Origin of the sequence: Stappia taiwanensis (assembly GCF_014635285.1) — a bacterium.
Lineage (GTDB): Bacteria > Pseudomonadota > Alphaproteobacteria > Rhizobiales > Stappiaceae > Stappia > Stappia taiwanensis.
In genome coordinates, this window is sequence record NZ_BMCR01000001.1 from 764,731 (window position 1) to 787,137 (window position 22,407).

17 protein-coding genes and 1 CRISPR repeat array are annotated in these 22,407 nt (G+C 65.7%); of the genes, 12 read left to right on the forward strand and 5 right to left on the reverse strand.

The window, feature by feature from the left end; all coding sequences use genetic code 11:
• Positions 1–82: 82 nt before the first annotated feature.
• Genes IEV83_RS03405 through IEV83_RS03435 form a run of 7 tightly spaced genes read left to right on the forward strand, consistent with a single transcriptional unit; the run spans position 83 to position 8,789 of the window.
• Positions 83–2,236, forward strand: a complete 2,154-nt coding sequence (locus IEV83_RS03405; RefSeq protein ID WP_244628042.1) for a NosR/NirI family protein — start codon at positions 83–85, stop codon at positions 2,234–2,236.
• Positions 2,237–2,265: 29 nt separating this feature from the next.
• Positions 2,266–4,191, forward strand: a complete 1,926-nt coding sequence (gene nosZ, locus IEV83_RS03410; protein ID WP_181761552.1) for a TAT-dependent nitrous-oxide reductase — start codon at positions 2,266–2,268, stop codon at positions 4,189–4,191.
• A 2-nt stretch (positions 4,192–4,193) separates the two neighbouring features.
• Positions 4,194–5,471, forward strand: a complete 1,278-nt coding sequence (locus IEV83_RS03415) for a nitrous oxide reductase family maturation protein NosD (RefSeq protein ID WP_181761553.1) — start codon at positions 4,194–4,196, stop codon at positions 5,469–5,471.
• Positions 5,468–6,373 carry an ABC transporter ATP-binding protein gene (locus IEV83_RS03420; protein WP_181761554.1) on the forward strand — a complete coding sequence of 302 codons (906 nt, stop codon included), beginning with the start codon at positions 5,468–5,470 and terminating at the stop codon, positions 6,371–6,373. Before IEV83_RS03415 ends, IEV83_RS03420 begins: the two co-directional genes overlap by 4 nt.
• Positions 6,374–6,376: 3 nt before the next feature.
• Positions 6,377–7,207: an ABC transporter permease gene (locus IEV83_RS03425; protein ID WP_181761555.1), complete on the forward strand. Its 831-nt coding sequence runs from the start codon at positions 6,377–6,379 to the stop codon at positions 7,205–7,207.
• Positions 7,204–7,782, forward strand: a complete 579-nt coding sequence (locus tag IEV83_RS03430) for a nitrous oxide reductase accessory protein NosL (protein WP_209002947.1) — start codon at positions 7,204–7,206, stop codon at positions 7,780–7,782. Before IEV83_RS03425 ends, IEV83_RS03430 begins: the two co-directional genes overlap by 4 nt.
• Positions 7,779–8,789: an FAD:protein FMN transferase gene (locus IEV83_RS03435; RefSeq protein WP_181761556.1), complete on the forward strand. Its 1,011-nt coding sequence runs from the start codon at positions 7,779–7,781 to the stop codon at positions 8,787–8,789. The genes IEV83_RS03430 and IEV83_RS03435 overlap by 4 nt, the downstream gene beginning before the upstream one ends.
• A 133-nt stretch (positions 8,790–8,922) precedes the next feature.
• Here the strand turns inward: IEV83_RS03435 and IEV83_RS03440 are convergent, their stop codons facing one another.
• Complete coding sequence (locus IEV83_RS03440) at positions 8,923–10,413, reverse strand: UbiD family decarboxylase (RefSeq protein ID WP_181761557.1); 1,491 nt, start codon at positions 10,411–10,413, stop codon at positions 8,923–8,925.
• Positions 10,414–10,582: 169 nt separating this feature from the next.
• Between IEV83_RS03440 and ubiT the strand changes: the two genes are divergently transcribed.
• The 5 genes from ubiT to IEV83_RS03465 all read left to right on the forward strand — a co-directional run bounded on the left by ubiT (position 10,583) and on the right by IEV83_RS03465 (position 14,733).
• The gene (gene ubiT, locus IEV83_RS03445) at positions 10,583–11,143 is read left to right on the forward strand and encodes a ubiquinone anaerobic biosynthesis accessory factor UbiT (RefSeq protein WP_181761558.1); all 561 of its coding nucleotides are present in this window, start codon (positions 10,583–10,585) and stop codon (positions 11,141–11,143) included.
• Positions 11,140–12,156, forward strand: a complete 1,017-nt coding sequence (gene ubiU, locus IEV83_RS03450) for a ubiquinone anaerobic biosynthesis protein UbiU (RefSeq protein ID WP_181761559.1) — start codon at positions 11,140–11,142, stop codon at positions 12,154–12,156. Before ubiT ends, ubiU begins: the two co-directional genes overlap by 4 nt.
• Before the next feature lie 12 nt (positions 12,157–12,168).
• Positions 12,169–13,065, forward strand: a complete 897-nt coding sequence (gene ubiV / locus IEV83_RS03455) for a ubiquinone anaerobic biosynthesis protein UbiV (RefSeq protein WP_181761560.1) — start codon at positions 12,169–12,171, stop codon at positions 13,063–13,065.
• A 233-nt stretch (positions 13,066–13,298) separates the two neighbouring features.
• Positions 13,299–13,508: a cold-shock protein gene (locus IEV83_RS03460; protein ID WP_181761561.1), complete on the forward strand. Its 210-nt coding sequence runs from the start codon at positions 13,299–13,301 to the stop codon at positions 13,506–13,508.
• Positions 13,509–13,662: 154 nt separating this feature from the next.
• A complete protein-coding gene (locus IEV83_RS03465; protein WP_425332210.1) occupies positions 13,663–14,733 on the forward strand; it encodes a fatty acid desaturase in 1,071 nt (356 codons plus the stop codon).
• A gap of 61 nt (positions 14,734–14,794) precedes the next feature.
• Positions 14,795–16,256: a CRISPR direct-repeat array (repeat unit 31 nt; unit sequence GTTTCAATCCACGCCCCCGTGAGGGGGCGAC).
• A gap of 270 nt (positions 16,257–16,526) precedes the next feature.
• Here the strand turns inward: IEV83_RS03465 and cas7c are convergent.
• The 4 genes from cas7c to IEV83_RS03485 form a co-directional block, all read right to left on the reverse strand.
• Entirely contained in the window at positions 16,527–17,477 is a 951-nt protein-coding gene (gene cas7c / locus IEV83_RS03470) for a type I-C CRISPR-associated protein Cas7/Csd2 (RefSeq protein ID WP_181761562.1), read from the reverse strand.
• Positions 17,474–19,237, reverse strand: coding sequence for a type I-C CRISPR-associated protein Cas8c/Csd1 (gene cas8c / locus IEV83_RS03475; protein WP_181761563.1), 1,764 nt, complete (start codon positions 19,235–19,237; stop codon positions 17,474–17,476). The genes cas7c and cas8c overlap by 4 nt, the downstream gene beginning before the upstream one ends.
• Entirely contained in the window at positions 19,234–19,899 is a 666-nt protein-coding gene (gene cas5c / locus IEV83_RS03480) for a type I-C CRISPR-associated protein Cas5c (RefSeq protein ID WP_181761564.1), read from the reverse strand. The genes cas8c and cas5c overlap by 4 nt, the downstream gene beginning before the upstream one ends.
• Before the next feature lie 131 nt (positions 19,900–20,030).
• Positions 20,031–22,280, reverse strand: coding sequence for a CRISPR-associated endonuclease Cas3'' (locus IEV83_RS03485; protein ID WP_181761565.1), 2,250 nt, complete (start codon positions 22,278–22,280; stop codon positions 20,031–20,033).
• Positions 22,281–22,407 lie beyond the last annotated feature (127 nt).

Below are 22,407 nucleotides of genomic sequence, written 5' to 3' on the forward strand. Positions count from 1 at the left end.
CGAAACAGTGTCCTCAAGAATTCTATATCGCATTATGGGGGTCGTCGCGGCGGTCCTCTTCGCGCTTGCCCCAGCGACCACGATGGCCGCGACGGGCGAACTTCCCACCTTTCTCGCCAAGGTCCCGGCCGGCGAGATCGTTCCCGGCGCGACGTCCTATGGCGCGCCGCGCGAAGACGTGCCGGTGGTACCGGCCATGGCCGATGGCAAGACCCTCGGCTGGGTGTTCCTGACTTCCGATTTCGTGTCCACCACCGGCTACTCGGGAAAACCGATCCACACGCTGGTCGGGCTGAACGACGACGCGGTCATTACCGGCGTGAACCTGGTCAAGCACTCCGAGCCGATCGTGTTGATCGGTATTCCCGATTCCGAGATCAAGGCGGTGACCGAAAACTACACCGGTCTTGACCTCAAGGTCGAAGAAGCCGCCGGCGGCTCCGCCCATGAGCTCGACATCATCTCCGGTGCCACCGTCACGATCATGGTCATCGACGATTCGATCATTCGCTCGGGCCTGAAGGTGGCGCGCGCCATCGGCCTTGGCGGCCTCGCACCCGATGCGGTGGCCACGGGTCCGAAGAAGATCATCGATCCGGACAAACAGGATATCCGCGACTGGAACGAGTTGACCGGCGACGGATCGGTCCGCCGCATGTCGCTCGATGTCGGTCAGGTGAACGCCGCCTTCGTCGCCCAGGGCGATGCCAAGGCGATTGCCCGTCCCGAACCCGGCCCGGAAACCGACACCTACATCGACATGTATGCCGCGCTTGCCGACGCCCCCAGCATTGGCCTGTCGCTGCTCGGGACCGCTGAATACAACAACCTGAAGGCTCGTTTGAAGGAAGGTGAACACGCTGTCCTGATGCTCGGACGTGGGCGCTACTCCTTCAAGGGCTCGGGCTACGTGCGCGGCGGCATCTTTGATCGCATCCAGCTGATCCAGGATGATGTCTCCGTCCGCTTCCGTGACAAGCAGCATGTCCGGATCGGCGAAATCACCGCCGAGGGCGCCCCTGCCTTCACCGAAATGGACATCTTCATCATTCCCGCCGATGTCGGTTTCGATCCGGCCAAGGAATTCCGGATTCAGCTGCTTGCCCAGCGGGCGATCGGCGCCATCGACAAGGTGTTCCTGACCTTCGATCTGGGGTATCGGCTGCCCGACAGCTACCTGAAGAGCGAAGCACCGGCCGCCGCCGTTGCCGACACCACCGCTGCCCCGCAGGCACCGGCCTCCTCCGTGACCACGGCGGCCATCACCGACGATGCCGGCGAGCCGAAGCTGTGGGTGCGGATCTGGCAGAACCGCAAGGTCGACGTCATCATTCTCGGCACCGCGCTTGCGGTCCTGACCGGCGTCTTCTTCTTCCAGATGCAGATCACGCGCAGTGAGCGCTTCACCTTCTGGTTCCGCATCGCGTTCCTCACCTTCACTCTGTTCTGGCTGGGCTGGACCCAGAATGCGCAGCTGTCGGTGGTCAACGTGCTGGCGTTCTTCTCCTCGCTGACGACCCATTTCAGCTGGGATGCGTTCCTGATGGACCCGCTGGTGTTCCTGCTGTGGTTCTCCGTTGCCGCCGCCCTTCTGTTCTGGGGACGCGGTGCCTACTGCGGCTGGCTCTGCCCCTTCGGCGCGCTGCAGGAGCTGACCAACCGGATCGCCAAGGTGTGCCGCATTCCGCAGTTCGAGGTGCCCTGGGGCCTGCATGAGCGGCTCTGGCCGATCAAGTACATGATCTTCCTCGCGCTGTTCGGCCTGTCGCTCTACTCGCTCGATGTCGCCGAGCACTATGCCGAGGTTGAACCGTTCAAGACGGCGATTATCCTGAAGTTCCAGCGCGCCTGGCCCTTCGTCGCCTTCGCCATCGTGCTCTTGATCATCGGCCTGTTCGTGGAACGCTTCTACTGCCGCTACCTGTGCCCGCTGGGCGCGGCGCTCGCCATCCCGGCGCGCATGCGGATGTTCGACTGGCTGAAGCGGTACCGCGAGTGCGGCAACCCCTGCAAGCGCTGCGCCAACGAGTGCATGGTTCAGGCCATCCACCCGGAAGGCAACATCAACCCCAACGAGTGCCTGAACTGCCTGCATTGCCAGGTGCTGTATCAGCACGACCAGAAATGCCCCGTCTGCATCAAGAAGGCTGCCAAGCGCAAACGCTTCGAGACGCAGATCGGCATAACCAAACCGGATACTGCAAAGCCAGCGGCCGTGCTGGATCCGGCTGAATGACTCCGACCCCTCAACAAAGGAAGAGTGCCATGACGGAGAAAACTGAACAGGCCGGTGTGTCGCGTCGCGACCTGCTGGGTGGAACCGCCAAGACAGCTCTCGTGGCTGGCGTCGGCGCGGCAACCGGTGCCGGAGCGGTGGCGACCCTCTCGCCGGAGCAGGCCGAGGCCGCTGCCGGTGCGAAATACGCCCTCGCCCCCGGTGAGCTTGATGAGTACTACGGCTTCTGGTCGTCCGGTCAGACGGGTGAGCTGCGCATCCTCGGCGTGCCGTCCATGCGTGAGTTCATGCGCATCCCGGTCTTCAACCGCTGCTCGGCGACGGGCTGGGGCCAGACCAACGAGTCCCGCAAGATCATCATGGAAAACATGCTGCCGGAGACCCGTGCGTTCCTCGCCGCCCAGGGCAAGGAGATGTACGACAACGGCGACCTGCATCACCCGCATATGTCGTTCACCGACGGCACCTATGACGGGCGCTACCTGTTCATGCAGGACAAGGCGAATACGCGCGTTGCCCGTATCCGTTGCGACGTGATGAAGTGCGACAAGATCCTCGAGATCCCGAATGCCCATGACATTCATGGCATGCGGCCGCAGAAGTACCCGCGCACCGGCTACATCTTCGCCAATGGCGAGCATGAGGCGCCGCTGGTCAACGACGGCAAGATCCTCGACGATCCCTCCCAGTACGTGAACATCTTCACCGCCGTCGACGGCGACGAGATGCAGGTCGCCTGGCAGGTGATGGTCACCGGCAACCTCGACAACCTCGACTGCGACTACCAGGGCAAGTACGCCTTCTCGACCAGCTACAACTCGGAAATGGGTATGAACCTTGCCGAGATGACCGCGAACGAGATGGATCACGTCGTGGTCTTCAACATCAAGGAGATCGAGAAGGGCATTGCCGAGGGCGACTATCAGGAGCTCAATGGCGTCAAGGTGATCGACGGCCGCAAGGGCAAGAACAAGAAGTACACCCGCTACATTCCGATCCCGAACAGCCCGCATGGCTGCAACACCGCGCCGGACAAGCGCCACGTCGTCATCAACGGCAAGCTGTCGCCGACCTGCTCGGTGATCGACGTGACCAAGCTCGACGCCGTGTTCGACAGCGATGCCGACCCGCGTTCGGCCATCGTCGCCGAGCCGCAGCTGGGCCTTGGGCCGTTGCACACCGCCTTCGACGGCAAGGGCAACGCCTTCACCACCCTGTTCATCGACAGCCAGGTGGTGAAGTGGAACATCGACAAGGCCGTTCGCGCCTATGCCGGTGAGGACATCGACCCGATCATCTCCAAGATCGACGTGCACTACCAGCCGGGTCACAACTCGACCTCCATGGGCGAGACCGCGGAAGCCGATGGCAAGTGGCTGCTGTCGATGAACAAGTTCTCCAAGGACCGGTTCCTCAACGTCGGCCCGCTGAAGCCGGAGAACGAGCAGCTCATCGACATCTCCGATGACAACATGACGCTGGTGCATGACGGTCCGACCTTCGCCGAGCCGCATGACGCCATCATCGTCCATCGGTCCAAGGTGAACCCGCTGACGGTCTGGAAGCGTGACGATCCGATGTTCGCCGACGCGGTTGCACAGGCCAAGGCCGACGGCATTGACCTGGAAGACTGTGCGGATGTCATCCGTGACGGCAACAAGGTCCGGGTCTACATGTACTCGGCAGCTCCGACGTTCAGCCTGGAGAAGTTCACCGTCAAGCAGGGCGACGAGGTGACCATCTATGTCACCAACATCGACGACATCGACGATTTGACGCATGGCTTCTCCATCTCCAACTATGGCATTGCCATGGAGCTGGCGCCGCAGGCGACCGCTTCGGTGACCTTCATCGCCGAACGGCCGGGCGTGCACTGGTACTACTGCAACTGGTTCTGCCACGCGCTGCACATGGAAATGCGCGGCCGCATGCTCGTCGAACCGCGGGAAGCCTGATCATGACTTGCGTCCGACCTCTTTGCATCCTTGCCCTTGCCGCGGGCCTGTTCGCAGGCTTCCCCGGCGCGATGGCGGCTGAAATCGCCGTGCCAAGCGGGTCGGACGCATTGATCAAGGCCATTGAAAACGCTCAAGCCGGAGACATTCTCCGGCTTGAGCCCGGCATTCACAACGGACCGGTCGTCCTCGACCGCCCCCTCACCCTCAAGGGCGATGGCAAGGCGGAGATCCGGGGCAACGGCACCGGCAGCGTCATCACCGTCGATGCGCCCGACAGCGCTGTGATCGCCATCACCGTGACCGGCTCCGGCCTGTCGCAGGAAACCATCGATTCCGGCATCAAGCTCACCAAGAAGGCCACACGCGCCCGGGTGCTGAACAACCGCGTTCTCAACAATCTCATTGGCGTCGATGTGCATGGGCCAAAGCAGGCCCTTGTCGCCCGCAATGTGATCGAGGGGCGCCGCGACATGCGCAAGAATGAGCGCGGCAACGGCATCTATGTCTGGAACGCCCCGGAGCTTGTCGCCGAGTTCAACACCATTCGCTATGGCCGCGACGGCATCTTCGTCAACACCAGTCACAAGGACACCTTCCGCAACAACCTCTTCGAGGAGGTGCGCTTCGCCATCCACTACATGCATGGCAACGACGGCGTGATCAGCGGCAACGTCTCCATCGGCAATGACATCGGCTATGCGCTGATGTTCTCCGACCGGCTGACCATCGAGAACAATCTCTCCGAGGGCGACCGTGATCACGGATTGATGCTGAACTACGCAAATTGGGCGAAAATTTCCGGCAATCTCGTGCGCGATGGCGGCGAGAAATGCCTGTTCATGTACAATTCCAACAAGGGCTCGGTCGCGGGCAACCGCTTCGAGGGCTGTCCGATCGGCATTCACTTCACCGCCGGGTCGGAGAACAACGCCTTCAGCGAAAATGCCTTCATCGGCAACAAGACCCAGGTAAAATACGTCGGCAGCAAGCACCACGACTGGAGCAAGGACGGGCGCGGCAACTTCTGGAGCGACCACGCCGCCTTCGATGCCGATGGCGATGGCATTGCCGACACCGTCTACCGGCCCAACGACATGGTGGACCAGATCCTCTGGACCCAGCCGGCCGCGAAACTCCTGCTCGGCAGTCCGGCCGTGCAGTTGCTTCGCTGGACGCAATCGCAGTTTCCGGCGCTCTTGCCCGGCGGCGTGGTCGACACCGCACCGCTGATGCACGCGCCCACCTTCACCACACCGAATGCGGGAGCAAAGGGATGACCCCTGCCGCCCTTACCCTCGACGGCATCACCAAGACCTTCGACAAACGTCCGGCGGTCGATGGCGTCGGCTTCACCCTTGAGGCCGGCGAGCGTATCGCCCTGCTCGGCCACAATGGCGCGGGCAAGACCACCCTGTTCAAGATGATCCTGGGGTTTTTGCACCCCGACGCCGGCGATATCCGCATCTTTGGCGCCGAGCCCGGCTCCGCCGCGGCCCGTAACGCCATCGCCTACCTGCCCGAGGCGGTCGCCTTTCACAAATCTCTGACCGGCGAGGAAGTCCTGCGCTTCTACGCCCGGCTGAAGAGCGAGGATCCGGTCGCGGCCGTCAAGCTGCTCGACCGGGTCGGCCTTGGCGAAGCGGGCCGGCGCCGGGTCGGCGGCTACTCCAAGGGTATGCGCCAGCGCCTCGGCCTCGCCCAGGCGCTGATCGGCAGCCCGCGGCTCGTCTTGCTCGACGAGCCCACCAGCGGCCTCGACCCGATTTCCCGGCAGAACTTCTACGAAATCATCGATGAAGTCGCCGCCCGGGGCGCGACCGTGCTTCTGTCCTCCCACGCCCTGACCGAGGTGGAGGCCAAGACCGACCGCATCCTCATCCTGTCGAAGGGCAAGCTCGTCGCCAACGACACCCTTTTGAGCCTGCGGGAAGCGGCCGGCCTGCCGATCCGCCTCAAGGTTCAGGGCGCGGAAGACAGCGCCGACGAGATCGCCTCGCGCCTTGGCGGCGAGCGCATCAACTGCCGTTCGGTCGAGCTTCTGTGCACCCCGTCCGACAAGGTGTCGCAACTGGCCGCGATCACCGCACTTGGGCCCCTGATTGCCGATGTGGATGTCAGCCTGCCCAGCCTCGATGATATCTACCGGCATTTCTCCGGCGAAACCGCCAAGGAAGGTTGAGCCATGTTTACCCGTATCCTCACCGTCGCGATCCAGGAATTCCGCATTGGCCTGCGCAATCGCTGGATCATGCTGGCCGCGCTGATCCTGGCGGCGTTTTCCCTCGCCCTTGCCTTGCTCGGCTCGGCCCCGGCCGGCACCCTTGGCGTCGACCGGATGACGATCACCATTGCCTCGCTGGCGACCCTTTCGGTCTATCTGGTGCCGCTGATCGCCCTGTTGCTGGCCTTCGATGCCGTCGCCGGCGAGATCGACCGGGGCACCCTGCTGCTGGTGTTCTCCTGCCCGATCTCCCGCGCCGAATTCCTGCTCGGCAAGGCGCTGGGGCATGTCTGCGTGCTCGCGCTGGCGCTTCTGTTCGGCTACGGCGTCACCGCCGGCCTGCTGATCGTGTCCGGCACGGGCACCGTCGCCGGTCTGGTGGACTTCGCCCGGCTGATCGGCTCATCCGTGCTGCTTGGCTTCGCCTTCCTGGCGGTCGGCTACACCTTGAGCGCGCTGACCCGGCAGTCGAGCACCGCCGCCGCCCTGTCGATCGGTGTCTGGCTGGTGCTGGTGGTCCTTTATGACCTCGCCCTGCTCGGCGCCCTTGTTGCCGACAGCAGCGGCACCTTCGCCGCCAAGGTCTTCCCCTTCGCCATTCTCGCCAATCCGGCCGATGCCTTCCGCCTGTTCAACCTCGCCGCGCTCAACGCCAGCGATCTGGTCGGTGGCATGGCCGGTGTCGGCGAAAGCTTGCCCTTCCCGCCAGCGGCCGCGCTTGGCTCGATTGTCGCCTTCGCGGTTCTGGCCCTGTCCCTTGCCATCGTCCTTGTCCGGAGGATCGCACCATGACCCGCACAGCGCCGCTGCTCGCCGCCCTGATCGCCGCCCTTGGCCTCGGCCTTGCCGGCTGCCAGGAGGAGACGGTGGCCGAGAAGCCGCAGCCCGTCGCCCTCACCACGGAGGCCGCTGGTCATTATTGCCAGATGACCGTTCTGGAGCATGGCGGTCCGAAGGCGCAAATCCATCTGGCCGGGAACCCGTTCCCGCTCTGGTTCACCCAGGTGCGCGACGCGGTGGCCTTTACCCGCCTGCCCGAAGAGCCGAAGGACTATGTGGCGATCTACGTCAACGACATGGCCAAGGCCGAAACCTGGGAAAATCCCGGCGAGGGCAACTGGATCGATGCCGACGACGCCTGGTTCGTCATCGGTAGCCGCACCCGTGGCGGCATGGGCGCCCCCGAAGCCATCCCGTTCGGGACGGAGGCGGACGCCGATGCTTTTGCCGCAGAGAACGGCGGCGCGATCATGCGGTTCGATGCCATCCCGACAGATTACGTGCTTGCCCCGGTTGCCTCCGAAGGATCCGCCGCAGGCATGACCCCTCCCCAACTTCCAATCCGGGTCTCGGAGAACGAGCGATGACCACTTCCCCTCTTTCACGGCGCCGCTTCCTGATGATTTCCGCCGCAGCGGTCGGCGTAGCCGGCGCGGCCGGCGCGGCACTTGCCCTGCCGGCACAGGCCGGCGTGCAGCAGGTGCGCTGGCGCGGCATTGCCTTGGGCGCGGCCGCCGAAATCCGGTTGATGACCACCGACACCGCACAGGCGGACGCCCTGCTGGCGGCGACGGAACGGGAGATCCGCCGGCTGGAGGCGATCTTCAGCCTTCATGACGCAAGCAGCGCCCTGGCCCGCCTCAACCGGGACGGCCGGCTCGATGGCCCGCCGCTGGAGATGGTGGAACTGCTCGCGCTCTCCGCCCGCCTGCACGGCGCCACCGACGGTGCCTTCGACCCGAGCATTCAGCCGCTCTGGGCGCTGCACGCCGAAAGCCACGCCGCCACCGGCAAGGCTCCGAGCGCCGAAGCCATTGCCAAGGCGCATCGCCTGGTCGGCTTCGACAAGGTCGGCATCGACAGTGACGGGATCCGCTTCGGCCAGACCGGCATGGCCCTGACCCTCAACGGCATCGCCCAAGGCTTCATCACTGACCGGATCAGCGCGCTTCTGCGTGCCGGCGGCATGACCGATCTTGTGGTCGACATGGGCGAGATCCGCGCCAATGGCACCAACGGCGGTACCGGCGGTTGGCCAGTGCGGCTCGACCCCGATCACAGCGCCGGCTCGGCGGCCGAACGGCTGCAGCTTGTCGACCGGGCGGTCGCCAGCTCCCACGCGCGCGGCACCACCTTCGACAAGGACGGCCTCGCCGGGCACATCCTTGATCCGCGCACTGGCGCGCCGACCAAGAGCAGCATCACCGGCGCCAGCGTCGTTGCCGGCAATGCCGCGCTCGCCGATGGTCTGTCCACCGCAGCATTGGTCGCCGGCGAAGCAACCTTCGCCGAGGCACTGCAGGCCTTCCCCGGCACCCGGGCCCGCCTCGTCGCCGCCGACGGCACGGCGCGCTGGCTCAAGGCCGAGGGCTGAAGGGCGGAAGGCTGACGCCCTGCCCCTTTGGCAGACCCACGAACAAAGGGCGGAGGAGCGATCCTCCGCCTTTTCGCGTCATGACAAGGCTTTCTGGAAACGGCGGCGAGACAGATTCTGTCGATACCCGCCGTCAGGTGCCGCCGAACAGCTCCTCCCAGCGCCCATCGACCCGCGAGACCAAATCCTCGGGCATGGTCAGCCTGTCGGCGAAGGGGCGGTTGGTTTCCGCGCCGATCTTGATGGTGGCGTCGATCCCCAGCTTGCCACCGAGCCCGACTTCCGGACTGGCGAAGTCGAGCTGATCCACCGGCGTACGCTCCAGAACCATCAGATCGCGCTGCGGATCGGCACGGGTCGCCACCGCCCACATCACATCGGACCAGTTGCGAATGTCGATGTCCCGGTCCACCGCGATCACGTATTTGGTCATGGTGAATTGCGGCAAGAGCGACCAGAAGGCCATCATCGCCCGCCGCGCCTGTCCCGGATAGCGCTTGTCGACGGAAAGCACCGCCATCCGGTAGGAGCAGGTTTCCGGCGGCAAATGCACATCGAGGATATCCGGCACCGCCTGGGTCAGAAGCGGCGCGAACACATCGCTCATCGCCGCGCCGATCACCGCCGGCTCGTCCGGCGCCCGGCCGGTGAAGGTCGACAGATACGGTGCGTCCGCGCGCGCATGCAGCGCGGAAAGCTGCAGCACCGGATAGCACTCCGCATCGTTGTAATAGCCGGTGTGGTCGCCGAACGGCCCTTCCAGCGCGCTGTCGCCCGGCTGTACCGTGCCTTCCAGTACGATCTCCGCACTTACCGGCACATGCATCTCGATGCCGCGGCACGGGGCAAGACAGGTGCGCCGGCCATTGATCGCCCCGGCCAGCGCCAGTTCGCCCACCCCTTCGGGCGCCGGCAGTACGGCGGAAAGCAGCGTCGCCGGGTCGCAGCCGATCACCACCGCCACCGGCATCGGCTCACCCAGATCCTCCCACATGCGGTAATGCTTTGCCCCACCGCGCATCGGCAGCCAGCGCAGGATCGCCCGATCCGGCCCCAGCACCTGCATCCTGTAGATGCCGAGATTGTAGGAACGCGGATCGTCCACCCCCGGCGGCCGGGTGATCACCATGCCCCAGGTGATCAGCGGGCCGGCATCGCCCGGCCAGCAGGTCTGCACCGGCAACGCCGTCAGATCCACCTGCTGCGGCTCCAGCGCCTTCGGCCAGGACACCAGCTTCGGCCGGGCCGCGAGCCCGGCCCGGACCACTGGCAACAACTCGCGCCAGGCGCCCAGCCCCTTGGGCGGAGACGGGGCGCGCAAGGCAGCGAGGAACTGGCCGAATCTCCGCAAGTCAGCCGCATCCAGCCCGAGCCCGGCGGCAACCCGTTCCCGCGTGCCGAAAAGGTTGGTCACCAGCGGGCGTGTGAAGGGTTTCCCCGCGCTATTGCAGGGTGTGTCGAAACGTAGCACCGGCCCGCCGGCGGCGATCACCCGGCGGTGGATTTCGGTTGCCTCCAGCTCCACCGCCACCGGTGCGGCGATCCGGGTCAGCTCTCCCCCGCTCTCGAAATGGTTCAAAAACGCGGAAAGATCGGCAAAGGGCGGCAGGGAACGCAGGTGCATGGGCGGAGACTTCATCGAGGACAGCCGGGCCGGCGGATCGCATAGCGCGCGCCCGGGCCCGAGCGTGGCACGCGAGGATGCGACAAAATCGACACTCCGCCTTGACCTTGATCAAGGGGCGCGCCTCGGAGCGAGCGGTACAGTCCGGCACGCGAGCAAAGAGGCCCCCATGACACGCCATCGAGACTGCGGAGAACTCCCGCCCGTTGTCGCCCTTCTGACCAAACCGCTTCCCCGCCGTCCGCTGGAACTGATCCTCACCCGCCTGGTGCGCCAGTTCGTGGAGCGGCGCCCGGAGCTGATCGAACGGCTCGGCCCCACCGCCCAGGTGCCCATCGCCGTCGTTCCCACCGACCTGCCCCATGCCTTCATCGTCAACCTGGACGGGCCGCGCTCGCGCATCGACGTGGTCGCCAGCGATCAGGCAACGCGCGCGGCGGCGCGGATCGAGGGGCCGCTATTGATTCTGCTCGGCCTGTTCGATGGCAGCTATGACGGCGATGCGGCCTTCTTCGCCCGCGATATCGCCATCGAGGGCGCGACCCAGCACGTGCTGGCCCTGCGCAACACGCTGGAGGAAGCCGACCTCACCCCGGCCGAATTCGCCGGCCTCAGCGGCAATCTCGCCGAGATCGTCAACCGCCGCACGGGCGAGGCGCTCGGCCTTGCCCGCCGTATGCTCGGCGCGCCCGCCGCCGACACCCATGGAACTCCGGAGCATGGCCGATGAGCTGTCAAGCTGAAACCGCCGCGCCGTTCGAACTGGTCTGCCCAGCCGGAACGCCCGCGGCCCTGCGCGCCGCCGTGGACGCCGGCGCCCACGCGATCTACTGCGGCTTCAACAACGAAACCAACGCCCGCAACTTTCCCGGCCTGAACTTCTCCGAGGCCGAGATGGCCAAGGGCGTCGACTATGCCCATCGCCATGGCGCCAAGGTGCTGGTCGCCATCAACACCTTCGCCCGGGCCGGCTCCGTGGAGATCTGGCAGCGCGCGGTGGATGCGGCTGCCGAGGCCGGCGCCGATGCGCTGATCGCCGCCGATCTCGCCGTGCTGGAACACGCCGCCCGGCACCAGCCCGGCACAAGGTTGCACCTCTCCGTCCAGGCCGCCGCCAACACGCCCGAGGCGATCCGCTTTTATGCCGAGACCTTCGGGGTCAAGCGGGTGGTGCTGCCCCGGGTCCTGTCGGTGGAGGAGATCGCCCGGCTCAATCGCGAAATCGCGGTGGAAACCGAGGTGTTCGTCTTCGGCGGTCTTTGCGTGATGACCGAGGGGCGCTGCGCCCTCTCCTCCCACGCCACCGGCAAGTCGCCGAACCTCACCGGCGTCTGCTCGCCGCCGGATCATGTGGCCTATGAGGAAAACGCCGATGGCACTCTGCTGGCGCGGCTCGGCGGCTTCACCATCGACCGTTTCGCCGCAGGGGAGCCGGCGGGCTACCCGACCCTGTGCAAGGGCCAGTTCAGCGCCATGGGCAAGACCGGCTATCTGTTTGAGGATCCGGTGAGCCTCAATGCCGCCGCCCTGCTGCCGGCCCTGCGCGATGCGGGCGTCACCGCGCTGAAGATCGAAGGACGCCAGCGTGGCAAGGCCTATGTGAGCAGCGTCGTGCGCGCCTTCCGCCGGGCGGTGGATGCGCTGGCGCGCGGCGAGCCGGAAACCGATCTGGCCGGCGAACTGGCCGCCCTTGCCGAAGGGGGCCGGCAGACCACCGGCGCCTACCGCAAAACCTGGCGCTGAGGACCAATCGCCATGACCGCAATCGAACTGGCCATCGGCCCCTGCCTCTTCAACTGGTCGCCGGAGCATCTCACCGATTTCTACGCCCGCATCGCCGACGAGGCGCCGGTGGAGCGGGTCTACCTGGGTGAGGTGGTCTGCGGCAAGCGCATGCCGTTTTCCGATCCGGTGTGGCCCCAAGTGATCGAGCGACTGCAGCGCGCCGGCAAGACCGTGGTGCTGTCGTCGCTGGCACTGCCGGCCACCGTGCGCGAGCGCAAGGCCATGATCGGGCTCGCCGAGGCCGGACTGCCGCTGGAATTCAACGACATGTCCATGCTGGCAACCACCGCGCCCGGTCCCTTCGTCGCCGGACCGTTCCTCAATGTCTACAACGAGGCAGCGCTTGGCGCCCTCGTTCGCCATGGCGCCAGCGACTGGTGCCCGCCGGTGGAGGTGCCGCTTGCCTCGATCGCCGCCGTTGCCCGGGCTCACCCGCAGGTGACGGTGGAGCTGTTTGCCTTCGGCCGGCTGCCGCTGGCGCTCTCCGGCCGCTGCTACCATGCCCGCGCCCACGGATTGTCCAAGGATTCCTGCCAGTTCGTCTGCGAAAAGGACCCGGACGGCATGAACGTGGCGACGCTGGACAAGGCCCGCTTCCTCGCGGTCAACGGCATCCAGACCCTGTCCGACAGTTGTCAGGTGGTGACTCTTGGTCCGGAACGGCTGATGGAGAACGGCGTCTCCCGCCTGCGCCTGTCGCCGCATACGGTGGATATGGTCGAGGTTGCCCGCGCCTATCGCGATCTCTTGGACGGCACGGCATCGGAAGCGGAAACGGAAGCGCGGCTGACCGCGATGGACCTGCCCGGCCCGCCCTGCAACGCCGCCCTTGCCGGTGAGGCCGGCTGGCGGCAGGTCGCCCTCTGACCATCGGTTTGGCGGGTTTCCGCGCCCCACCCCGGTCAGCGCAGGTGTTGTTCGTTTCTCATCTTGTGCTGGCCGGAGAACGTGCCTATATAGGGATCATCGATCTTGGCTGACGAATTTTGTTCCGCGCCGATGGCGCTCTGACGATCTTCCCTATCAATGTCGACGCCATCCGTTCATCCTGGAACATCTGGGGTGGGCATTTTTCTCTGAGCGATTGAAAGGAAATCGTCATGAGCATTGGAACCGTAAAATTCTTCAACACCACCAAGGGCTTCGGCTTCATTCAGCCGGATGAGGGCGGTGCGGACGTGTTCGTTCACATCTCCGCTGTGGAGCGCTCCGGCATGCATACGCTGGTCGAAGGCCAGAAGGTTTCGTTCGACGTTGTCAAGGACAACCGTTCGGGCAAGAACGCTGCTGAAAACCTTCAGTCTGTGTAATTACGTCTTATTCAATCCATGACCGCTCTTGTGCTGGCACGGATTGTCGAGATGAAGAAGAGGTCGGGCTCACGCCCGGCCTTTTTTGTTTTGGGGGCGCCCGCCTTGTGACCGGATCCCCGCGCCCACGCCGCATGCCGGCGAAAAACCCGTTTTGACTGGGCGCATGTCCCAGCCTGGAGGTCTTGTGAAAAATGATGCCGCCGCGCACACCGCCCCCGTGCGCGATGCCCGCTCCTGGAGTGCCGTTCTGGCGAATTACCGCCATCCGAGCACGGCCCGCAGCATCTTCGAGGTCGTCGTCACCGTGCTTCCTTTCGCCAGCCTGTGGGCGCTGGCCAGCTATTGCGCTGTTCATGGCATCTGGTGGGGCCTGCTGCTGACGATCCCCGCCGCCGGCTTTCTCATCCGCATGTTCATTCTCCAGCATGACTGCGGCCATGGCGCGCTGTTCACCCGGCGCAATGCCAATGACTGGACCGGGCGCATGATCGGCGTTCTCACCCTCACCCCTTACGACTACTGGCGCCGCACCCACGCCATCCATCACGCCACCGCGGGCAATCTGGACAAGCGCGGCATCGGCGACGTCGATACCCTGACGGTCGCCGAATACCGGGCGCTGTCGCGCTGGGGCCGCCTGCGCTACCGGCTGTACCGGAACCCGGTGGTGATGTTCGGACTGGGGCCCGCCTGGCTGTTCATCTGCCAGTACCGCCTGCCGGTCGGTTTGATGCGCGCCGGGGTGCAGCCCTGGGCCTCGACGCTCGCCACCAATCTGGGCATCGCCCTGCCGGTCGCCGGGCTGATCTGGCTGATGGGCCTCGGCCCGTTCCTGATGGTGCAATTGCCGATCACGCTGATGGCCGCCACCGGCGGTGTCTGGCTGTTCTACATCCAGCATCAGTTCGAGGAGACCCACTGGTCGGAGGGCGACGACTGGACCTTCCAGCATGCCGCCTTGCATGGCAGTTCCCATTACGACCTGCCGGCGGTGCTGCAGTGGATCACCGGCAACATCGGCATCCACCACGTGCATCACCTGTCCAGCAAGGTGCCGTTTTACCGCCTGCCGCAGGTCTTGCGCGACCACCCGCAACTGCGGGACATCGGCCGCATCACCTTCCGCCAGAGCCTTGGCTGCATCAAGCTCGTCCTGTGGGACGAACAGGCCCGGCGGCTGGTCTCCTTCCGCGAGGCCCGCGCCCTGCCCGCCCCGGCCTGACCCCGCCCCCCCCAATCAGGGGGCGACGGATCCGTGCGAACAGAGCCTTGCGGCCGTCCATGTTTCAATCCACGCCCCCGTGAGGGGGCGACCGTCAACGGCCGTCAGGCCTCCTTCGCGCTTGAACAGTTTCAATCCACGCCCCCGTGAGGGGGCGACCTGGAGATTCAGTCGGGCGCGCTGGTGCTGGTGGTTTCAATCCACGCCCCCGTGAGGGGGCGACCGGCTAGGGCAAGCGGCGTGCCGTAGGAGTCCAGTTTCAATCCACGCCCCCGTGAGGGGGCGACTGGGGTGGCGGCCGGTGGCCTTTTCAGAAATCGAGTTTCAATCCACGCCCCCGTGAGGGGGCGACGGCTCGTGTCATTGCAGAGGAAACCCCAGACGCGGTTTCAATCCACGCCCCCGTGAGGGGGCGACCCTTGTATTCTCGCGGTCTTGCGTAAGCCGCCGTGTTTCAATCCACGCCCCCGTGAGGGGGCGACGATCCAGGCGCTCAATGAGCGGATCGCCGAGATGTTTCAATCCACGCCCCCGTGAGGGGGCGACCGCCGGCGGCTGCGGCTCGGCCGCCTCAACGCCGGTTTCAATCCACGCCCCCGTGAGGGGGCGACGCGATCCGCGGTCGATGCGATCGCTTGGGGGATGTTTCAATCCACGCCCCCGTGAGGGGGCGACCGGATGATGTTGATCTTGGCGCGTACCAGATCGAGTTTCAATCCACGCCCCCGTGAGGGGGCGACGCGAGGTGCTGACCGCCGGGCACTACGTCTACTGGTTTCAATCCACGCCCCCGTGAGGGGGCGACCGTCGGAGATTTCAAGGACCTTTCCCGCTCCGACGTTTCAATCCACGCCCCCGTGAGGGGGCGACACGTCCTTACCGAGCGCGCACGGCAAATCGCCGAAGTTTCAATCCACGCCCCCGTGAGGGGGCGACGTCTCATCGAGCACCCATGTGAGCGTGAGCGCGGTGTTTCAATCCACGCCCCCGTGAGGGGGCGACAAGTTGCCGCGCGTCACGTCCCCCGTAACGGTGGTTTCAATCCACGCCCCCGTGAGGGGGCGACGATCCGCGTCCTCCATCGCCGCTACGGCGCTGAGGTTTCAATCCACGCCCCCGTGAGGGGGCGACATCAACGCTGTATCTTTCATGTATTGGATTGTCTGTTTCAATCCACGCCCCCGTGAGGGGGCGACCGCGCCTTGGCCCAGTGCTGATCCATGCCAGCGCGTTTCAATCCACGCCCCCGTGAGGGGGCGACGCGCCCGATTTTGAAATCCAGACCTCTTGCGAAGCGCGTTTCAATCCACGCCCCCGTGAGGGGGCGACTATCTCGCAATAGATCGCTGTCCCTATCGCTAGCGGTTTCAATCCACGCCCCCGTGAGGGGGCGACCGCCAAGCCGCAGGATCTGCCGATGATCATGGCGTTTCAATCCACGCCCCCGTGAGGGGGCGACTCGTTCCGGGTCATCAGGCCGTTCTGCGTCATCGTTTCAATCCACGCCCCCGTGAGGGGGCGACGTCCCCTTGCTATCATATTGAGGGACCAAACAAAATCGGGCGCGTTGCGCGAACCTGCCTCGCTTGACGCGCAGCGCAGGGTCGGGCGGCCCCGCCCGTAGAAAAAAGATCAGCGATTTCAATAACCTAGAAGGAGCGCGAACCTCCCGGGGTTTTCCGGCACGCTTGCGGTTCGCGCGGGGCGAGCGACGCTTCCCCGCTCCCCCAACGGCACGGCGGCGCCCTCCGGATCGGGGGCGCCGCCACGCAACTTTGCAGCAAAGACAAGAGCTACAGCACCTCGATCAGCTCCACCCCCTCCGGCAGGGCCTCGCGGTGAAGCAGCACCTCGTAGTCCTCGAAGCGCCGGGCCGGCGGCTGGTTGTCGAGGCGCGGATCACCGAGCGGATAGCAATCGCCATTGGAGCGGCGCCGCACCTCGACCCGGTCGAACAGGGTATGAGCCGGCGCGTTGCCGAGCGGGGACGCGTGCTTGAAAGCGATCACCCGCCGGGCCGCCATCTCGCCGCGCGCGGCGGAGCGGTCATGCTCGAACATCATCTTCAGCGCCTCGAACAGATGGTCGAGGTCCGCCTCGGTGAAGCCGGTCTTTTCCGCCAGCTTGGCATTGACAAACACATGCGCCCGGTAAAGCCCGTAGGGCACGATGTGCTTGCGCCCCATGGTGCGGTTTTCCGTGCGCTCCTCGCCATCGCCCTTGTCCCGGTCCTCCTTTTCCTTGGCGGTGGTGGCCGCCATGCGGGTGATGGAGATTTCCAGCGGCAGGATCGCCTCCTGTGAGCGGGCGAAGGCGACTTGCACCGGACCGCGCACCTGCCCGGCGTTGATCCCCGTGCTCATCACCGCGCCAAAGGCGCGCACATCGAAGAAATTGTCGCACATGAAGCCGGTGATCTTGCGCGCCTCGTCCTCCCCTTGCGGGTTCAGCTTGGCCGCCTTGGCAAGTTTGTCATCCTCGCCGCGCACCGCCGTGTAGGCTTCGCGGTGCCTTTCGTTGAGGACCGAGCCTTCCTGCACATAGATCCGCCAGCCGGGCTCCTCGCCCCTGGCCAGTTCGGTGTAGTTGCGGATCTTGCGCTTCAGGCAGACATCGGACACGAGCCCCATGTTGGTTTCCGGGTCCATGCGCGGCAGGTTGCCCGCATCCGGGTCGCCATTGGGGTTGCCATTGACCACATCGAACAGAAAAACAATGTCATAGCGATTGGAAAGTACGGTCATTGGGTGTCCTCTCCGGCCTCATGCCCGGTCTCAGATGAAGTGTGTTTGCGAAAAAAATCATTGCGCTGGTGGTAATAGCCGAGCGCGAACAGCCCCTGCTGCCGGTCCGGCAGATGCGCCGGGAATGGGTCGCCCCCCGGCTCCATCAGGTCCATGATGCCGCCGAGCTGCTTTTCCAGGGCGATCCTCTGCCCCGGCCGCTGCTTGCCGATCTTCGACAGATGCGGCGCGGCGCCGGCATCCAGATGGCGAAACACCTTGCGCGGCTGCGCCGAGGCGGAGCCGTAGAACTTGTCCTTGATGGTCGCATTGAGATTGCGGCCAAGCGCCGCCGTCTGGATATGCTCATAAACGGCGAACAACCGCCCCAGCAGATAGCCGGTTTCCTGAAATTCGGTATCGAGCGCCACGGGCACCTCTCCTTTGAAGGTCTTGCCAAAATTTCGGATCAGAACGGATTTGAGAATGGCCACCCGCAGCGCGTTGACATCGCCGTCGGCCCGCAGCCGCATGATCAGGCTGGCCAGCAGCGTCAGCGGATAGGGGGTGTCCGACAGGATCGCCCGCATCCACTCACCGGCAAGGTTGGGCTGGATGTTTTCGCTCTTGCGCAAGGTGGCGGTTTCGATCAGCATCCGCCACATGGACGGCGCCTCGTCCTTCGGCGGCGGTTCGATCCGCATCCGCTGCAGGTGCCGCAGATAGCGCGCGGCGATCACACCGAAATCGTCTTCCAGATAGAACCGCACCGACAGCCGCGATGCATTGGGCGCCAGCCCAAGCACGTAGAACCGGACCCCTTGCAGGTCCCCCAGCACCTCGCCGAGCGGCCGGCCCTCGCGGATCCGCGCCAGGATGTCGCCCACCTTGCGCGCCTCGGCCTTCTCATCGACCCCCATGAAGCTGGAGAACACATCCTCCGCCTCGCCGGCCTCTGGTCCCTCGGCCCAGAACACGGTCGAGGCATCGCCGATCTGGATGCGGTGCGTGCTGCCGGTTTCCAGAAAGTGGTTGAGCGCGGCGGTATAGGCAAAGGCCGCCGCTTCCGACACCGGCGCATTGGCGCCCTGCTCATGGCCATAGGACGTGAAGGCATCCAGATTGAAGGAGACGATCGAACCGCCGGACGACTGCCCGCCCCACACGCCCTTGATCGCCGGATGCAGCCGCGCCACCGCCCCCGGCTCGCCGGTGACGAGGCAAACCGCCTCGCCGCCTTCCGCCCCGCTCGACAGGTCCGTCCAGAGCGCCCGCGCGGCGGGCCGGTCATGCAGATGAACACCATCCAGACGCTCGCTTTCCAGCGCGAAGACGAGGTTCTGGTCCACCATCTCCTCCGGCCAGCCAAGCTCGGCGAAGCGTTCCGGCCGCCACCAGGCGAGGAACCGGAGCAGCGCCGTCAGCCCCTCATCCTGCGTCCCGGCCAGCCACTCCTCATGCCTGGCGATGAAGGCCGCGTGCTCCTTCGCCGTGCGCTTGCCCTCGCCCGCCGTCACCCCCAGCACATAGGCGGTCTTGTCCCACAGGAAGTTGGGGGCGATGCCCGAGGTGCGCTTGGTCGGCTGCGGCACGGCGATCAGCCGGGGCCGGGTCTTGCGGCCCTCCTGTTCGCGCAAATCCACCGGCGGACCGGCGGGCTGGCCGTCGGCCAGGAGGGGGATCAGATAGGCGATCTTCTGCTGGCTGTAGCCCTGGGCCGGCACCTCGCCCGCCTCGGCCAGCCGGTCATAGGCGCGCGCCAGCGCCGCCAGCGGGCTCATCGCCGGATCTCCGGCGCCCCGGGCCGGGGCACCCGCACCACGCCCTGGTCGAGGCCTGCCCGAAAGAACAGCGGCGCCCCGCCCCGGCCATGGTCGATGTCCCACAGCATGAAACCGAGATCGCGGCTTTCGCCAATGGCCTCCGGCACCGACGCGCCCGGCTCGACCAGTTCGAACCTTGCCGGAAACTCCCGCGTGCCGAGGCAGGGCTGGTGAAAGCACTGCCCCTTGCGGGCGCGGCGGTTGAAGATATCGAGATGCTTGCCCTCGCTGTCCTCCGCGCCCGCCCGCTCGGTCAGGGTGAAATGCGCGCTGATCACATAGTCCACATCGCGCAACACGGTCGCCGCCCGCTGCTGCCGGTTGTCATCGGCCACCAGCACCAGATCGCCGACCCGGCCGGATTTCATCGCCGAGCGGACCTTGGCGGCGGGCGCCTTGGCGCCAACCTCGTTGCGCCGGATCGACTGGAAGCGGATGGGCTCCAGCACCCGGATTTCGTCAATGACCCAGCGGATCGCCGGTTTCCAGTGAATGGCTTCCAGAATGCCCCGCGCCGCCGAGGGCGTCATGACATCATAGGAAACCCGCTCCACCTTCATCTCCGGGCGGGTAAAACAGGCGAAATCGCCCGAAACACGCAACTGGATGCCGTAGGGCATACCCCCTCCACTTGTTTCCTGCCGGCTCCGCATCACCGGCTCCGATCACAATCCTTCGCGAGCGCTTCACGCTCCATCAGCCGCAATGCCGCCCGGGGCCTATTCCCTTCAGCTTGCGGCCCTTTTCACGGTCACAAGATCCCGTTCTCGACCCCCAGTTCCCCGGCCTGCTCCCAGGCAAGGCCGGTTTCCATGGTGTAGAGGCGATCGCTCTCCAGCACCGCGAACTGATCGCCGAAGCCCTCGACAAAACAGGCATGACCATTGTCCAGCAGTTCCTTCCGCTGCTGCGGCGGCACCTGCACCACATGAGGCTGCAGCTTGCGAGCGGCGGCAGCCGGAGACAGCCCTTTCGCCAGCGCCGCAAGGACAGACTGGGCCGCCTTGTCGTGCCGAATGATCACCGCCGCCATGCCGCTTTCGATCATGCGGAACTTCTCCGCCGCCGAGCGGTAGGAAAAGTCGAGGGTTCCCCGGCTCACACCGAAGGCCTTGGTGAGGATTTCCTCTCTGTCGAGGCCGGGCCCCTTCTGCCAGTAGACCTCCTCGAAATAGCGCTGGATCGCCGCTGGATCGTCGAGCGTCTTGCCGCTGGCGAGCACCCGTCCGGTGGCGGCGGCAAAGCCAGCAATCTCGCGCGGAGGCTTCATCTCAGCCGGGCGGAACACCGTCACCACGCTGTCTTCCACCGGCCGCCGCCCTTCCCGGTTGCAGCGTCCGGCCGCCTGCATGATCTGATCGAGCCCCGCCTCGGCCCGCCACACCCGGGGAAAATCCAGATCGACACCGGCTTCCACCAGCGACGTGGCGATCACCCGGCAGGGCTGGGGCCGGTCGGAAACAAGCCGGCCGCGAATATCCGCCAGGATCCGCCGCCGGTCCGCCGCCGTCTGCCGGGTGGTGAGATGCACCACCCCCTCAAGCCCGGCGGCCACCGCCTCCCGATAAAGCATCAGCGCATGGGCGCGGCTGTTGACGATCACCAGCCCCTGAGAGACCTCGCCGAGCGCGCCGACCAGATCGGTATCGGTCATCTCCTCCGGCACCACCTCCAGCCGCACCCGCTTCAGCCTGGCGTGCAGGTCCGCCGGATCGGGCGCCAGTTCACGCGCCAGATCGAGCGCCAGCCCACCGGCAAAGCGCGGCGCGGCCAGCGCCGGCTGGGTCGCGGTGCACAAGACGATGGTCGCGCCGTAGTTGCGCGCCAGCTCATCGAGCGCGGCGACACAAGGGCGCAGCACATGCAGCGGAATGGTCTGTGCCTCATCGAGAATGATGACGCTCCGCGCCAGATTGTGCAGCTTGCGACAGCGCGAGGTGCGCGCGGCAAAAAGGCTTTCGAACAGCTGCACATTGGTGGTCAGAACGAGGGGCGCCGCCCAGTTCTCCATTGCCAGCCGCAGCTTGTCCCGCCCCCAGCGCTGCTCATCGCGGGACGGCACCTCCTCCTCGATCGCCGAATGGTGCTCCAGGATCACCTCATCGCCCAACACCTCGCGGAACACCGCCGCCGTCTGGTCGATCACCGAGGTGAAGGGAATGGCGTAGACGATCCGCTCCAGCCCGTGCCGGCGGGCGTGATCGAGCGCAAAGCCGAGCGAGGCCAGCGTCTTGCCGCCGCCGGTCGGCACGTTGAGCGTGAACAGGCCCGGCGAAAGCTCTGCCTGCGCCCGCGCATGGGCGAGGATATCGGCCCTGAGCCGATTGACCGGCGAGGTCGGCGCGCCAGCCTGCTTGGCCGCCATGAACCCGTCGAAGCGGGCGATCAGGCCACCGAGTTCATCCTCCAGCCGGGGCCAGGACCGGTCGACCTCAACCCCGTCGACGGATGCGTAGAACGCTTCGGTATCGAGGAAATCCGCATCGACCAGACAGGAGAACAGCATCCGCCCGAGGAAGGCGAGTTGAAAGGCGCTCCGCTCCTTGTCCCGGCTCCAGTCAAAGCCCGCCGGCACCAGCGGCCCGTCACCCGGGGATATCTCCTGGCGCCAGATCTCGTCCAGCGGCTCGGTTCTCTTGTCCAGCCGGCTGCGCAAGCCGCCACTTGCCCCGAGCCAGTCCGCCAGCCCGGCGTGATGCCCGGCGATAACGAAGCTCAAGAGATCGGCCATCAGCCGGTCCATCTTCTGAAACGGCAATCCCCGCACGCACTGCGCCCCGGCGGTGGAGTGATCGACGCTCCCGCCCCACCCTTCCAGGTAGGCCTGAAACGCGGCGGAGTATTTGCCAAGGTCATGCAACAGCCCGGCCAGCTCGGCCGCGTGCCCGCCGCCGAAGGACGCGGCGAAGGCTCGTGCCAGAGCGGCGACGGCGGTCAGATGATCGGAAAGCGGCTGCCAGTTTTGCCGGTCTGGATCCGGCGTGGAATGGGCGAATTGCACGCGCTGAAAAACCTCAAGAAAAGCACAAAAAGACGAAAAAGAGTGCCGGAGTTGCACGAGAAATTGTCGATATTCGCAAGCCTAGCGCGAGTCTCCGAACGCACGCAAGCATCCGCACTCCGCCCGC

What these genes read in the sequence shown, in the direction of transcription:
- IEV83_RS03405 (WP_244628042.1), top strand. Translation starts at nt 83, where the DNA reads ATGGCCGCGACGGGCGAACTTCCCACCTTTCTCGCCAAGGTCCCGGCC.
- nosZ (WP_181761552.1), top strand. Translation starts at nt 2,266, where the DNA reads ATGACGGAGAAAACTGAACAGGCCGGTGTGTCGCGTCGCGACCTGCTG.
- IEV83_RS03415 (WP_181761553.1), top strand. Translation starts at nt 4,194, where the DNA reads ATGACTTGCGTCCGACCTCTTTGCATCCTTGCCCTTGCCGCGGGCCTG.
- IEV83_RS03420 (WP_181761554.1), top strand. Translation starts at nt 5,468, where the DNA reads ATGACCCCTGCCGCCCTTACCCTCGACGGCATCACCAAGACCTTCGAC.
- IEV83_RS03425 (WP_181761555.1), top strand. Translation starts at nt 6,377, where the DNA reads ATGTTTACCCGTATCCTCACCGTCGCGATCCAGGAATTCCGCATTGGC.
- IEV83_RS03430 (WP_209002947.1), top strand. Translation starts at nt 7,204, where the DNA reads ATGACCCGCACAGCGCCGCTGCTCGCCGCCCTGATCGCCGCCCTTGGC.
- IEV83_RS03435 (WP_181761556.1), top strand. Translation starts at nt 7,779, where the DNA reads ATGACCACTTCCCCTCTTTCACGGCGCCGCTTCCTGATGATTTCCGCC.
- IEV83_RS03440 (WP_181761557.1), bottom strand. Translation starts at nt 10,413, where the DNA reads ATGCACCTGCGTTCCCTGCCGCCCTTTGCCGATCTTTCCGCGTTTTTG.
- ubiT (WP_181761558.1), top strand. Translation starts at nt 10,583, where the DNA reads ATGACACGCCATCGAGACTGCGGAGAACTCCCGCCCGTTGTCGCCCTT.
- ubiU (WP_181761559.1), top strand. Translation starts at nt 11,140, where the DNA reads ATGAGCTGTCAAGCTGAAACCGCCGCGCCGTTCGAACTGGTCTGCCCA.
- ubiV (WP_181761560.1), top strand. Translation starts at nt 12,169, where the DNA reads ATGACCGCAATCGAACTGGCCATCGGCCCCTGCCTCTTCAACTGGTCG.
- IEV83_RS03460 (WP_181761561.1), top strand. Translation starts at nt 13,299, where the DNA reads ATGAGCATTGGAACCGTAAAATTCTTCAACACCACCAAGGGCTTCGGC.
- cas7c (WP_181761562.1), bottom strand. Translation starts at nt 17,477, where the DNA reads ATGACCGTACTTTCCAATCGCTATGACATTGTTTTTCTGTTCGATGTG.
- cas8c (WP_181761563.1), bottom strand. Translation starts at nt 19,237, where the DNA reads ATGAGCCCGCTGGCGGCGCTGGCGCGCGCCTATGACCGGCTGGCCGAG.
- cas5c (WP_181761564.1), bottom strand. Translation starts at nt 19,899, where the DNA reads ATGCCCTACGGCATCCAGTTGCGTGTTTCGGGCGATTTCGCCTGTTTT.